This is a genomic window from Marinilactibacillus sp. XAAS-LB27 (assembly GCF_036039175.1).
Lineage (GTDB): Bacteria > Bacillota > Bacilli > Lactobacillales > Carnobacteriaceae_A > Marinilactibacillus.
Window position 1 is genome coordinate 170,885 of record NZ_JAYXKP010000002.1, and the last position, 13,165, is coordinate 184,049.

A 13,165-nucleotide genomic window follows, 5' to 3' on the forward strand; every position below is an offset into this window, starting at 1 on the left:
CTTCAAGATAGATTAACTCAATCTAACAACAAAGAATCGATAAACGTTACGAGCAACTCTTCATCAAATGAAGAGTGTGCTTCCTTTATCTGAGTCACACGTGCTTTCGCTGTGTTTAACTCTTTCTGAAGGCGTTTTTTGGCCTGTTCTAGCCCAAGTAAAGCTGGGTAAGTACTTTTGCCTAACTTACTATCTGCCCCAGTTGCTTTACCCAGTTCTTCTGCATCTCCAACAACATCCAGAATATCATCTCTGATTTGGTAAGCAATACCTATTTTTCTTGCGATTTCTTCTAATAAAGTAACCGTTTCTGGATCACAATTTGCAATAACGCCGCCTGCAAACATCGCATATCGAATCAATTCACCAGTTTTTCTAGCATGCACAGCTTCTAGTTCATTAAGGGATAATGCTGCATGTTCACCGTCTATATCAGCCTGTTGTCCACCAATCATACCTTCATATCCTGAACAGTACGCAAGCTCTTTGATCAATTTAATCTGATTTTTGGGCTCAATATTTCCAGAAGTGATTACTTCAAATGCATAAGTTAATAATGCATCTCCCGCTAGGATTGCAGTGGATTCTGAAAATTTAATATGGCTCGTGGGCTTGCCTCTGCGCATATCATCATTGTCCATAGCTGGTAAGTCATCGTGTATCAAAGAATACGTATGAATATATTCAAGCGCTGCCGCAGCTGGATAGCCATCTTTTAGCTCTTTACCAAATGCTGAAATGACCGCAAGCATCAGTAAGGGCCGTAATCTTTTCCCTCCTGCTTCTAGCGAATATTTCATAGCTTGTTCAATAACCGTACCACTTCGTTCGTTGATAAGCGTCAAACTGTACGATTCAAATGGTTCATATTCTTTATGATAGAATTCTTGAAACTTCATTTGGTCACTCCTAGTTTTCCTGACGATTTAAATCATTTTCAAATGCTGCTTCTTTTCCATTTTCATCAACGATTTTTGTCATGGTTTCTTCTGCTTCTTGAAGCGTTTTTTTACATAATCGACTTAATTTTATGCCTTCTTGAAACTGATCTAATGCTTCCTCAAGCGGAACATCTCCTTGCTCAAGTTTTGAAACGATTTCTTCAAGTTCTTTTAGTGCATCATCAAAGCTCATCTCTTTTTCCATCTTATTCCCTACCTTCTTTTATTGTTTATCTTTATCAGTATTTGAATCAATACTTGTAATTTCAGCTTTAAAGGAACCTTCTGACAGCTGAACAGCTACTTCATCGGAAACAGATAGACTCTCTGTAGATTTCACGACAGTATCTTCTTTTCTGACATAAGCAAATCCTCTACCCAGTATTTTCAGTGGCGAAAGATGTTCTAATGACTGAATATAAAAATTCAATTGTTTATCTGACTGTTCTAGCAGTTGTTTTTGAGCTCTTAAAAGCTGTTTTTCCAACTGCTGAACTTCTCGATTATACTGACGAATTGTATTAGAGGGATTTAGTGCAGTTAACCGTTGAGACAATAATTTGAGCTGCTGATCTTGTTTTGTAACTGTATCTTTAACTGTCTGGACAAGTTGTTGTTGAAGCAGGTCCAGATTTTGACTGTAGCCTTCATACAAGCGCTGTGGTTGCCTGAAAATGTAAGAACGCTCCACTCGAGCTAAACGGTCTTTCAAAAATTGTATACGATTCTGATAAGCTCTATATAAACGATGTTCCTGTTGCTCGATTTTGATCAGTTCATCGGACAACACCGGCACTGCTAGCTCTGCAGCTGCGGTAGGTGTTGCCGCTCTGACATCTGCTACTAAATCAGACAAAGTCGTATCCGTTTCGTGTCCAACAGAAGAAATCACGGGCGTTTGGGCTGAAGAAATCGCCCTAACAACGAGTTCTTCATTGAATGGCCATAAGTCTTCAAAAGACCCACCACCCCTAGCTACAATCAATACATCCAAATCTTGCCTAGCGTCTGCTCTTTGAATATTCCCAGCAATAGATTTAGCCGCTTTATCTCCTTGTACTAAGGTCGGAAACAAGAATAATTCAACTGAAGGAAACCTTCTTTTAACAGTTGTAATAATATCTCTGATAACCGCACCACTTTGACTGGTAATGACTCCTATTTTTTCTGGAAACTTTGGTAACGGCTTTTTCAAGGATTGATCAAAAAGACCTTCTGTAGTTAGTCTCTTTTTAGATTCTTCATAAGCTTGATATAATGCTCCAACGCCATCAGGTTCCATATGCTCGATATAAATCTGATAAGAACCTGTTTTTTCATAAATGGAGATTCGTCCAATAACGAGTACACTCATGCCTTCTTCTGGCTGGAATTTCAGCTTTTTGAAATCGCCATAAAACATGATCGCAGATATTTTTGACTGATCATCTTTTAAATTGAAATATTGATGTCCATTTCTACGATTTCGATTAAAGTTGGAGATTTCTCCAGTCAAAAATATACGATCCATATAAGGGTCATGTTCAAATTTTCTTTTGATATACTTCGTCAACTGGGAAACGGTTAAGTATTGTTCTTCCATCATTTCCCTCCTTTATATTTACACTTTTTCGCTTCATATAGAAAGAGAGCGAAAAAAATAGGAATGCTGAATTCAATGCACTCCTATTTCTTCCCTCTTCATATTTCCTCGTCAACCACATAAGTGATCAACGAGGAATCGATTTTAGAAGTTCTTATTTAGATTTTATAAACTACTCGGCTTGGGTATCGACAATACTTTGAAGTACGCCATTAACAAACTTACTAGCATTTTGATCATTGAAGTCTTTTGTCAATTCAATGGCTTCATTGATTACAATACTCTTATCAATTTCTTTTTGAAAAAGCAATTCATAAGTCGCTAGTCTTAAAATCAATAAATTGGTTCTTTCTAATCTGTTTAAAGTCCATTTTTTCAAATGTCTTGAAATCGTTTCGTCGATCACATTTTCGTTGTCTTTAACGCCTGCGACCACAACCGTCAAGTAATTCAATGCGTCTCTAACGATTTGACTTCCGCTTTTGTCTTCGGGAAGTACGATTTTCATCGCTTCTTCTGCCGAATAGTTTTCTTTCATATTCAGTTCACTTTCAAGTGAGAACTGAATCACTTCTTCATTTGTACAATCAATATCTGTGGATAGCTGGAAAAGAGACTGAAAGGCTTTTTCCCGAATCACACGCCTTACAGTTTTCACTCTGTCTCATCTTCTTCCGATTCCAATTCAAATAATTCTTGGAGATTTGTTTTTTCTGGTACGATCCCTACAATATGAATATTGATTTCTGTTAACTCAATTTCAGTCATATGATAGACTTGTTCTCTAATTCGCTGCTGGATATCCAGAGCAACTTTCGGTACATTTACGCCATACTTGAAGTAGCAATAGACTTCTACTTTAAGTCCTTCTTCGTCAGATACTAAATGAACACCTTTATTATGGCTAGTTCTACCAAACATGGATTTTACTTCTGATGTGAATTTGCCTTGCATCGCATAAACGCCATCAACTTCATTAGCAGCTATTCCAGAAATGACTTCCAGGACTTCAGGAGCAACCTCAATCTCACCAAATGGGTTGATGTGATGTTCTCCAACAAATGTTTCTTTTGCCACGATTATTCCTCCTTCATATTATTTATAGTTAAATGATGACTACGCACGTGATACGTAAGTACCTTCTGAAGTATTCACGATCAGTACATCATCTTTATTTACAAATAAAGGTACAGTTACAACAGCTCCTGTTTCAAGAGTTGCTGGTTTAGATCCTCCAGAAGTCGTATCTCCACGAATTCCTGGTTCTGTTTCCACAACTTTAAGTTCTACTTTAGTTGGTAAATCTACACCTAGAACTTCATGACCAAACATCATAATTTCTACAAGCATATTTTCTTTCATGAATTTCAATGCATCTTTAATCTGATCTTCTGGAATTTCAAGTTGTTCATATGTTTCCGTATCCATGAATACATGCGTTCCAGCGTTATCGTAAAGGTACTGCATCGTTTTATTTTCAATATGTGCACTTTCAAGCTTTTCACCTGCGCGGAAAGTTTTATCTTGAACTGCACCACTACGAAGATTTTTAAGTTTTGAACGAACGAAGGCTGCACCCTTACCAGGTTTTACATGTTGAAATTCAATTACTCTCCAAATATTACCGTCGTGTTGAATTGTCTGACCTGTTTTAAAATCGTTTGTTGATATCATTCTATTAAGTTCCTCCCGAAGTGTTTTCTATACAAACTGATTGATTGATAGAGTGTCACACTGTTATATACACTATTATTGTACCATGATTTGAGTCATAAGTCTTACTATCCATTGATTAGAAAGCGTTATTTCTCAATTGATGACTCATTTATTGAATGATGAAGAGCTCTTTTGAAGACTTCATCAAGTTTTTATTTCCATTTTCAGTAATCAATAAGTCATCTTCGATTCTAACACCGCCTAAACCTGGAATATAAATGCCCGGTTCGTTAGTAATGACATTTCCAACAACTAACGGCTGATCATTTTTGAAGTTGATTCCAGGTCCTTCATGCACTTCCAGACCGATCCCATGTCCTGTAGAATGTCCAAATGCTTCTCCATAACCTTTTTCTGTGATGTAGTCTCTTGCGATTTTATCCAGCTCAGAACCAGAAACACCCGCTTTAGCAGCAGCAGTTACTTTAAGATTTGCATCCAGTACAATTTGATGGATTGCTTTTAATTCTTCGCCTGGATCTCCTAGAGCAAATGTACGTGTCATATCTGAAACATAGCCCTTGTAATAACATCCAAAGTCAATTGTGATCATATCACCGAGTTCAATAACCTTTTCACTGGCTACACCATGAGGCATTGCGGAACGCACACCACTAGCAACAATCGTATCAAATGATACGCCCGATGCACCGCGTTCACGCATAAAGAAGTCTAATTCATTCGCTACTTTAATTTCAGTCATACCTGGTTTAATATACGTAAGAATATATTCAAAAGCTGCTTCAGTAATTGAAATCGCTTCTTGAATCAATTCTATTTCAGCATCATCTTTGATTTCTCTGATATCTTCGATCAATGACCCCACTGGTACAAGCGCACAATTAAATGACGCATTAATTGTTTGATAAGTAGCAAACGTAACGTGATTTTCTTCAAACCCTATTTTCTCGATTTTATGTTTGGAGATCAATTCAGATACTACATCAAAGATTGGTCCTGTATTTTGGATTACTTCAAATCCTTTTGCTTGTTCTGAAGCTTGTTCTGTATATCTGAAATCTGTTACAAAGAAAGCTTGCTCTTTTGTGATCACAGCTAGTCCAGTTGAACCAGTGAAATTAGAAGCATAGCGCAAGTTATAAGGACTTGTAATTAACACTGCATCCATTTGATTTTCTACCAATTTTTGTTGTATCGTTTCAATTCTTGACATCTAAACATCCTATCCTTAAAACTATATTTTTATTACTTAGAGATATTTCAATACACTAATCAATCTAATGTATTCACTTATTCTCAATAATCAATGAGGTCATTATACTTTAATAGTATAACAAATGAACGAAAAAAAAGAAACGCAACAAGTTTATATACTCAGCGTCTCTTTTCATTATCTTAGGTATGAATCTAGAAAAAATTTTTATGCAATTCAGGGAATTTCTACTATTTCATCGCTATCAGTTAAGTCCTGTTCTTTTATCATCTTCTTTTGAATAGATCGTTCTTTCACCAATTCGTGTCCATTATTTAATCGACCTTTCAATCTATACACTTGTTCATTTACTCTACTCCATTCTACGCTTCCTTCATTAAAAGTAATGATCCCATTTTGAGCGGATTTTCTTTCATTTTCTGAACGCGTCAACACCTTTTCAGCTATGTTGATCATACTCCGCACCTCATAGCTGTTTTGTACTTGATTCAACTGTTCAACCTGTGTTTTGACAAGAGAAGCAACACCTGTTAAAAACACTGCAGCAAGGGCCATGAATAGTACGGCAGATACTAGAATACTTCCATTCTCACTATGGGTTCTCGAGTGTAGTTTCTTGAATGTCACTTTCTTCCCTCTCCTCATCCAGCTTTTCTGGAATGGCAAATACAGCTGAGTAGGTTTCTTCGTTATTGAATTTTACAGTGATTATAACTTTGTTTTCTTTTGTTTTGAATTGTAGAGACTTTAAATCTGTAAGCAGCGGTTGATGCCCTTCTCCCCCTACTTGTCTTCGTAAGAGCGATAAATACTTTTGATATTTAATCGTCTCTTTATGACCTTGGTCATTCTCTTTTTCTACGGTCATACTATCTAAATTGACACTAACTTTGTAACTTCCTTCCAGTTCATATTCTGCTTGATTCAAGAATAGATGCCACTCTATCTGACGATCCGTATTGATTCTTTCCTGAAGGCTTTTTGACTGACTTGTAAAAAATGATAATAGGACTACACACAAGCTAACAATACTTAAAGATAAGAGAACCTCAATTAATGTAAAGCCTTCTTCATGGGAACCAATGGACTGATTTAATCTGTAGCTGTATTCTTTGATTATCTTCACCTTCTACCACGATTCCCTTTGATGTATTTGAAATGCTAAGCTGAGTGTTATAAGACATGATTTCTTTTGCATTTTTTTCATCAGTTGACCAAAATTTTGATTGGTCGTATACCGCTCGATGCATTTCTACATCTATTCTTTGCTTTTCCAGTTTATGAACTAAATTGACTGTTAAGGGTAAAGTGACTACCAGTACAATCGTGATGAGACTTAAACTGACTAAACTTTCAAGTAAGACGTATCCCTTCTCGGACGACACTTTATTGGCTCGTTGTCTTGACATCAAATCGGCCACTTCCTAAACTAAATTGAATCACAATCACTTGACTGTCTGTTTTGAACCTTATTGGATTAAGATTACCCTGATTACCAGAACCAGAGACAAATCTGTAAATTCTAGAGGCACTTACCAGCTCAATATGTTCGGGAATTTTCAATTTCTGATTAAGAGCATGATCTCTATCCGTCACGACTCTGAAAGCAATCTCTCTAGCGGCTGGACGGGTTTCGAATCTAGTAGTTTCTTCATTCAATATGGCATGATTTTGAAACAAAGTTATTGTGGATTCAAGCTCCTTCAAGAACTGTTTTGTTTCCAATTCTTCTTGAATAGACTGAAAAGGGATAACCGGTATCAGTAAAAATATCCAAATCAAACTTAAAACGACCAATGTTTCTACTAATGTAAAACCCTTCTGGTCCTGAGCTACTATCATATGACTGACTTATCCTCCAGCTTTCTTAATCAGGTTTCCATTACTATCTATGGAGAATTGTTTTTGAACTTCATCAAATTGTCTTTCGTTTAAATACTTTTGATCTTTCAACATTTCCAAACTGGTCGGCTTCTGTTTATTTTCTATTTCATACAAATCTATTTGTGTCTGAACGACAATTTCTAGGGCTGTATCACCCGTTGATTTAGCGGTACCTTGATGAGACCCAATATTGGGAATGATCAGTAGTAAGAGTACTGAAATAATGAAAAGGACCAGCGACATTTCTATCAATGTAAAACCTTCGTCTTTTAACATTGATTTTCTTAAGATTCTCGGAAATATAATTTTCATATTTACAATCCTTCCATAATTGAAAATGTAGGTAGTAACAATGCTGCGTATATCGCTATAATCATTAATGCTACAACAACAAATACAATTGGCTGTATTTTTTCCATAGTATTTTCTATTTTTTGATTTAACTCTTCTTCACACTCTGAGGCGTACAGCATCAGCTCACTTCCAAGTCTTCCAGTCAATTCACTGTGCCGGACAATCTCGCCAATTTCAAATTTTAAAAACCCAAAGCCGGCTAAAGCTTCTTGAAAAGATTCTCCTTTTCTCATTTCTTGTTCTAAGTGTCTCCCAACTTCTCTTGATAACGTTGAGGTTTCATCTTTTTGTAGCAAGTGAACAATTTCAATCAAACTACAGTTACTCTTCAACAACTGGCTCCACTCAAAAGCATAAAATTGAGTCCAATAAAGTTGGATATATGTACTGACCAACTTATTTTTACAATACATATTCAGCTTCTCTATAACGGTAAGATGTTTTATCATGAATTGAAATAGAAGGAAGCTTATAGATAAAAATCCTAAAAGTCCTACTATCCAGTATGGCGCTGTATAAACAGTCGATATGATTAGTTTGGTTCCAAACCCCACTGAAAGTTCATCGGGTGATACGATACTTTGTATATGAGGCATCAAAATAAATCTCATCGAAAAGAGCATGATTATTATGAATAGGATCAGCATGATTGGATACTGAACAATGGCTTGAATTCTTTTCCTTCGTTTAGCGGATACTATTAACTGTTCACCTGCCGTGCGGACTGTTTCAGAGTAACGTCCGTGAATTGTTGATAAGTAGATTTGAGTACATACCCGCTCACTGAATCCAATTTGGATCAACGCACTATGGAGATGATGCCCACTGTATACACTTTTTTCAATTGAAGTTAGCCAGTTTTTTTGTTTGTCATCTGCAATCGTAAAAAGAAAGCTTACTGCTTCTTTCAACGAGAATCCTTCACACAATAAAGTACCAATGCGCTTTAAAAATACACCTTGTCTCCTCGTTTCTTTTACACTAAGGAATAAGGTACTGTTCATAGGTTTTTTCTGAAATGTATCCACACAATCTCACCTTTTTTAGTAAATGGTTAAAGTCTCTGTTTGCTAAATCTGTCTGTTCTTGAACAACCTCTTTATGAGCTGAGAGTAGTTGTTGAAGTATACTACCGGACAACACTTCAAAAAGAGCTGCTCTTTTTTGAATATTCAATATACTTTTGCATTGAGGATGACAAGCTTGCTCACAAAATGGACAAGATAGCGGTACTAATTTTTGAAAAACTATGCCTATAATTGTTTGGCCAAGTAATTCTTTTGAAATACCTAATTCCATCATTCTAGGAATCACACCTCTAGAATTTTTTGCATGAACAGATGCAATAATCAAATGACCAGTCAGTGCACCTCGAATGACCATTTTAGCGGTCTCTTCATCCCGAATCTCACCTACGATCAAAATATCCGGATGATGCCTAAGACTAGATTTCAATAAATGTTCGTAAGTGATGCCTGCTTTTTCATTTACTTCAGTTTGAAGAAATTGTTCTTCATGTATTTCTACAGGATCTTCTACCGTGACTACTTGCTGTTTTTCTTCACGGATTCTATTTTTAACGAGTTGGTAGATTGTGGTCGTCTTACCTGAATCAACAGGTCCAGAAAAAAGTATTAATCCACTTTTGAACGCAATCAACTTATTTAGTAAATCTAATTCGTATTCAAAAAACGAACCTGTTTTCAAGTCCTCTTGGCTTTTCTGCTTTAAAAGACGAATAACAAGTGATTCTCTTGAGTGATAATTTGTAATTGTTGAGAATCTAAGATCGATCATTTTACTTTCTAATTCAAAGTTTAACGATCCACTTTGTGGTTTTCGATGTTCACCTACGTCCATGTTGGCAACAAATTTAAAATATGAAATCAATCGAGCACCTTCATCCATATCTAGATAAAATTGTCTTTCCATTCTCCCGTGTAATCTGTAATAGGCCGCATAATGATTTTCTTCAGGTAATATATGGATATCACTCGTTTCAAAAGAATGTGCCAAAGTAATCAGATGCTTTGCAAAAGATTCTATTTCCATCAGTTCCCCCTTTCTTCTATGTCCGGTTAGAATATTTTATAAATGAATGTTTCATCTATATATACTGTTTAGTTCCTTTAGAAATCATTTTTAAAATAAAAAAAAGAGAAAATGACGTTTAGTCATTCTCTCTTCAAAAATGTTCAGTTTTTACATTTCAGCATTGTGATAAACTTCGCTGACGTCATCATCATCTTCTAATGCTTCAATCATATTTTCAAACGTTGTTAATTTGTCTTCTGGTACGGGTACAGTGGTTTGAGGTACCATTGTGATCTCTGCTTGATCTAGTACGTAGCCAGCTGCTTCAAGCGCATCTCTTACATCTGAAAAGTCTTGCGCGTCTGTGTAAACTTCAAATACATCTTCTGACGTCTCAAGCTCTTCTCCGCCTGCTTCAAGTACGCTCATCAGCATGGTATCTTCATCTACATCTAATCCTTCACGAGCGATTGCAATGTATCCTTTGCGGTCAAACATGTAGCTTACTGAACCTTTTTCTCCAAGTGAGCCACCGTTTTTGTTGAACGCTACACGTACATTCGTACTTGTGCGATTCAGATTATCTGTCAGTCCACTAACCAAAACAGCGATTCCGTTTGGACCGTAGCCTTCATATAAGACTTCATCATAGTTATCACCTTGTCCGGCATCAGAAGCACGTTTGATAGCACGTTCGACATTATCATTGGGCATGTTGTTTGCTTTAGCTTTATCTACAGCTAGTCTTAAAGCTGCATTGATTTCTGGATCTGTTCCGCCATCTTTCGCTGCTTTATAAATTTCTTTTGATAATTTTTGAAAAATCTTTCCACGCTTAGCATCTTGAGCACCTTTACGATGCTGAATATTTTTCCATTTAGAATGTCCTGCCATCTTATATTCCTACTTTCTTGTCTACTTTATGAATCGAAATTCGAACCTCTCTTATTATAGCAAAATTTTCTCATTGTTCAAATTCAATCTGAACGCTTACATTAACTATTTTAAAACACTTTATCTACTGAACTTCAGCTTTTTCCTTCTTGATTTCTTACTTGACCACTTAGATATTGTTAACCATGTTAGTAAAATGCCTGTTAATGCCCCCATTGAATCGATAAACACATCTTCCAGTAAAGCCGTTCGGTCTGGATTAAATGCTTGTCTGAGTTCATCAAAACTCGCGTAACCAGCTGCAAGCAGTAAAGCTAACATTGCTGCCAAAATATAACTACTTGTTTTATTTTTCAATCCCATAAACCAACTCAATCCGAGCAAAAGAAAAATACTAAAATGCGCGCCTTTTCTGATAAAAAATTCAACAAAACCTAAATAGCCAGAAGCTTGTACACTAACTTCACTTCCGGCGTATGAAAATCGAATGCCACTCAATAAATTTTTCATAGGTTCTCCTGCTAATAACCTATTCAATAAAGGCTGTACGTTCTGTTCTTGGTACGTCATGCTAGAGCTGACAAAAAGAATTATCATAATGATAAAAGCTACTCCAATAAAAATCGTTCCTTTAGTATCATGCTGTTTTTTCATTTTTTTGACCTGCTTTCATTCGAATATACATATTCTAGCTTATGTGTATGGATATGGAAAGAAAAAACTTGTAGAATAAAAGAGTATACAATTTATATGAAAGGGAGTTATATTTTATGAGTTATCCGATTAACTGGAACATGGAATCTGTTTTCGAAGGGGAAAGTCAGTCTCAAGCTTTAAGAGATAAAATCGAGTCTATGAAAAAAGAACTCAGATCTTATCATGAAATGATTGAAAATTGGGATGCTGATAGTGATCATCCTGATTATAAAGAACTCACTTCTATTTTAAGCTTCAGTGAGAAACTAGGAAATGGTCTCTCTGAATCTATGACCTACTCTAGGGGGTTACTGTCTGCCAATGTTAAAGATAAACTTGCCTCTAAGTTAACAACAGAGCTGAGTACCCTTTACAGCGAAATGAGCAATAGCTCTACGATGTTGACCAAGAAATTTGTAAGTATGAGCGATTCAGCTTGGTCTTCTCTTTTAGAAATAGAACCTTTTAAGTCAAGCGCGTTCCCGCTCAATGAACAAAGAGACCAAGGTAAATCTTTACTAGCTCAAGATGTCGAAACAGCTATTAGTACTTTGGCTAACGATGGATTTAAAGGCTGGGGAGACCTTTACAACACCCTTGTTGCAAGTATAGAAGTAGAATTAGAAGATGCTTCAGGTACGGTACAAAAGTACTCTGCTGGACAAGCAGCCAATATTATGGGTTCTGCAAAAGATCCAGACACTCGATTAAATATGTTAAAAAAATGGGAAGAAGCCTGGAGTGATAAAGCACCTTTATTTGCAGATACACTGAATCACCTGGCTGGATTTCGACTTGAAAATTATAAATTACATGGAACAGAAGACTTTATGGAGCGTCCTCTTGAATATAACCGTCTAAAAAAAGAAACTTTAGACACGATGTGGGACACAATTACTAAAAACAAACCAAAAGTTGTTCGTTATTTGAAACGTAAAGCGCAATTAATGAATATTGATCAACTATCTTGGGTAGACGTAACTGCTCCAGTTTCTGTAGGAGATTTCGAACCTCGTCACTACTCCTTTGATGAAGCAGCGACTTTTATTATGGAGAATTTCTCTTCATTTAGCGAAAAAATGCAGTCATTAGCAAAAACCGCTTTTGAAGATGCTTGGATTGAAGCTGAAGACAGAGATGCTAAACGTCCTGGTGGATACTGTGCAAATCTTCCTGAATCAGAAGAGTCTCGCATCTTTATGACCTTTTCAGGCTCTGCTGGAAATGTTTCAACACTTGCTCATGAACTAGGACACGCATTCCATAGTTATGTCATGAGAGACTTGCCTTCTATGAACCGTCGCTATGCAATGAATGTAGCGGAAACAGCTTCTACATTTGCAGAATTGGTCATCTCTGATGCTACTGTCCGAGAAGCTAAATCAGAAGCTGAAAAAATTAATTTACTAGACAGTAAAAATGCTCGTGCAGCAACTATGTTCATGAATATCCACTCAAGATATATCTTTGAATCAGCTTTTTACGAAGAACGAAAAACGGGTATTGTAACAGATGACCGCTTATCGGAGTTGATGGTCGATGCTCAAAAAGAAGCTTATCAAGACTCTTTATCAACATATCACCCAACGTTCTGGGCAAGTAAATTACACTTCTATAATACAGGCGTACCATTTTATAATTTCCCGTATACGTTTGGTTTTCTATTTAGTTTAGGTATTTATGCACGTTCTCTTGAAGAAGGAACGGACTTTGAAGATCGCTATATTGCATTGCTCAGAGATACTGCAAGCATGACCACTGAAGAGCTCGCTCAAAAACATTTGAATGTTGACCTCACTCAACCAGAATTCTGGCAATCAGCTATTGATATGGTCCATTCAGATATTGATGAATACCTTGAAATTACAGAAAAATACATTTAAATATACT

General features: G+C 36.3%; 17 protein-coding genes. 1 reads left to right on the forward strand and 16 read right to left on the reverse strand.

Annotated elements, in window-relative coordinates:
- Nucleotides 1-17 precede the first annotated feature (17 nt).
- The 16 genes from VXN63_RS04435 to VXN63_RS04510 all read right to left on the reverse strand — a co-directional run bounded on the left by VXN63_RS04435 (nt 18) and on the right by VXN63_RS04510 (nt 11,233).
- A complete protein-coding gene (locus VXN63_RS04435) occupies nt 18-899 on the reverse strand; it encodes a polyprenyl synthetase family protein (protein ID WP_327756767.1) in 882 nt (293 codons plus the stop codon).
- Nucleotides 900-909: 10 nt separating this feature from the next.
- Complete coding sequence (locus VXN63_RS04440; RefSeq protein ID WP_327756768.1) at nt 910-1,146, reverse strand: exodeoxyribonuclease VII small subunit; 237 nt, start codon at nt 1,144-1,146, stop codon at nt 910-912.
- A gap of 18 nt (nt 1,147-1,164) precedes the next feature.
- Nucleotides 1,165-2,523 carry an exodeoxyribonuclease VII large subunit gene (xseA, locus tag VXN63_RS04445; RefSeq protein WP_327756769.1) on the reverse strand — a complete coding sequence of 453 codons (1,359 nt, stop codon included), beginning with the start codon at nt 2,521-2,523 and terminating at the stop codon, nt 1,165-1,167.
- Between the two features lie 172 nt (nt 2,524-2,695).
- Entirely contained in the window at nt 2,696-3,181 is a 486-nt protein-coding gene (gene nusB, locus VXN63_RS04450) for a transcription antitermination factor NusB (protein ID WP_225743608.1), read from the reverse strand.
- Nucleotides 3,178-3,600, reverse strand: coding sequence for an Asp23/Gls24 family envelope stress response protein (locus VXN63_RS04455; protein ID WP_327756770.1), 423 nt, complete (start codon nt 3,598-3,600; stop codon nt 3,178-3,180). Before VXN63_RS04455 ends, nusB begins: the two co-directional genes overlap by 4 nt.
- A 39-nt stretch (nt 3,601-3,639) precedes the next feature.
- Nucleotides 3,640-4,197 carry an elongation factor P gene (efp, locus tag VXN63_RS04460; protein ID WP_327756771.1) on the reverse strand — a complete coding sequence of 186 codons (558 nt, stop codon included), beginning with the start codon at nt 4,195-4,197 and terminating at the stop codon, nt 3,640-3,642.
- Nucleotides 4,198-4,348: 151 nt separating this feature from the next.
- The gene (locus VXN63_RS04465) at nt 4,349-5,413 is read right to left on the reverse strand and encodes a M24 family metallopeptidase (RefSeq protein ID WP_327756772.1); all 1,065 of its coding nucleotides are present in this window, start codon (nt 5,411-5,413) and stop codon (nt 4,349-4,351) included.
- Nucleotides 5,414-5,629: 216 nt separating this feature from the next.
- Nucleotides 5,630-6,040 (reverse strand): hypothetical protein, encoded by a 411-nt coding sequence (locus VXN63_RS04470; RefSeq protein WP_327756773.1) that lies wholly within the window; start codon nt 6,038-6,040, stop codon nt 5,630-5,632.
- Nucleotides 6,006-6,539, reverse strand: a complete 534-nt coding sequence (gene comGF, locus VXN63_RS04475) for a competence type IV pilus minor pilin ComGF (protein WP_327756774.1) — start codon at nt 6,537-6,539, stop codon at nt 6,006-6,008. The genes VXN63_RS04470 and comGF overlap by 35 nt, the downstream gene beginning before the upstream one ends.
- Entirely contained in the window at nt 6,484-6,822 is a 339-nt protein-coding gene (locus tag VXN63_RS04480; protein ID WP_327756776.1) for a hypothetical protein, read from the reverse strand. The genes comGF and VXN63_RS04480 overlap by 56 nt, the downstream gene beginning before the upstream one ends.
- A complete protein-coding gene (comGD, locus tag VXN63_RS04485) occupies nt 6,800-7,255 on the reverse strand; it encodes a competence type IV pilus minor pilin ComGD (RefSeq protein ID WP_327756777.1) in 456 nt (151 codons plus the stop codon). The genes VXN63_RS04480 and comGD overlap by 23 nt, the downstream gene beginning before the upstream one ends.
- Before the next feature lie 9 nt (nt 7,256-7,264).
- Nucleotides 7,265-7,609 (reverse strand): competence type IV pilus major pilin ComGC, encoded by a 345-nt coding sequence (gene comGC, locus VXN63_RS04490; protein WP_327756778.1) that lies wholly within the window; start codon nt 7,607-7,609, stop codon nt 7,265-7,267.
- Nucleotides 7,610-7,611: 2 nt separating this feature from the next.
- Nucleotides 7,612-8,679: a competence type IV pilus assembly protein ComGB gene (comGB, locus tag VXN63_RS04495; RefSeq protein ID WP_327756780.1), complete on the reverse strand. Its 1,068-nt coding sequence runs from the start codon at nt 8,677-8,679 to the stop codon at nt 7,612-7,614.
- A complete protein-coding gene (gene comGA / locus VXN63_RS04500; protein ID WP_327756781.1) occupies nt 8,633-9,703 on the reverse strand; it encodes a competence type IV pilus ATPase ComGA in 1,071 nt (356 codons plus the stop codon). The genes comGB and comGA overlap by 47 nt, the downstream gene beginning before the upstream one ends.
- A gap of 150 nt (nt 9,704-9,853) precedes the next feature.
- On the reverse strand, nt 9,854-10,579 hold the full coding sequence (locus VXN63_RS04505) for a YebC/PmpR family DNA-binding transcriptional regulator (RefSeq protein WP_327756782.1): 726 nt from the start codon (nt 10,577-10,579) through the stop codon (nt 9,854-9,856).
- Between the two features lie 120 nt (nt 10,580-10,699).
- Nucleotides 10,700-11,233, reverse strand: a complete 534-nt coding sequence (locus tag VXN63_RS04510; RefSeq protein ID WP_327756783.1) for a VanZ family protein — start codon at nt 11,231-11,233, stop codon at nt 10,700-10,702.
- 116 nt (nt 11,234-11,349) lie between these two features.
- Between VXN63_RS04510 and VXN63_RS04515 the strand changes: the two genes are divergently transcribed.
- Nucleotides 11,350-13,158 carry a M3 family oligoendopeptidase gene (locus VXN63_RS04515; RefSeq protein ID WP_327756784.1) on the forward strand — a complete coding sequence of 603 codons (1,809 nt, stop codon included), beginning with the start codon at nt 11,350-11,352 and terminating at the stop codon, nt 13,156-13,158.
- Nucleotides 13,159-13,165 lie beyond the last annotated feature (7 nt).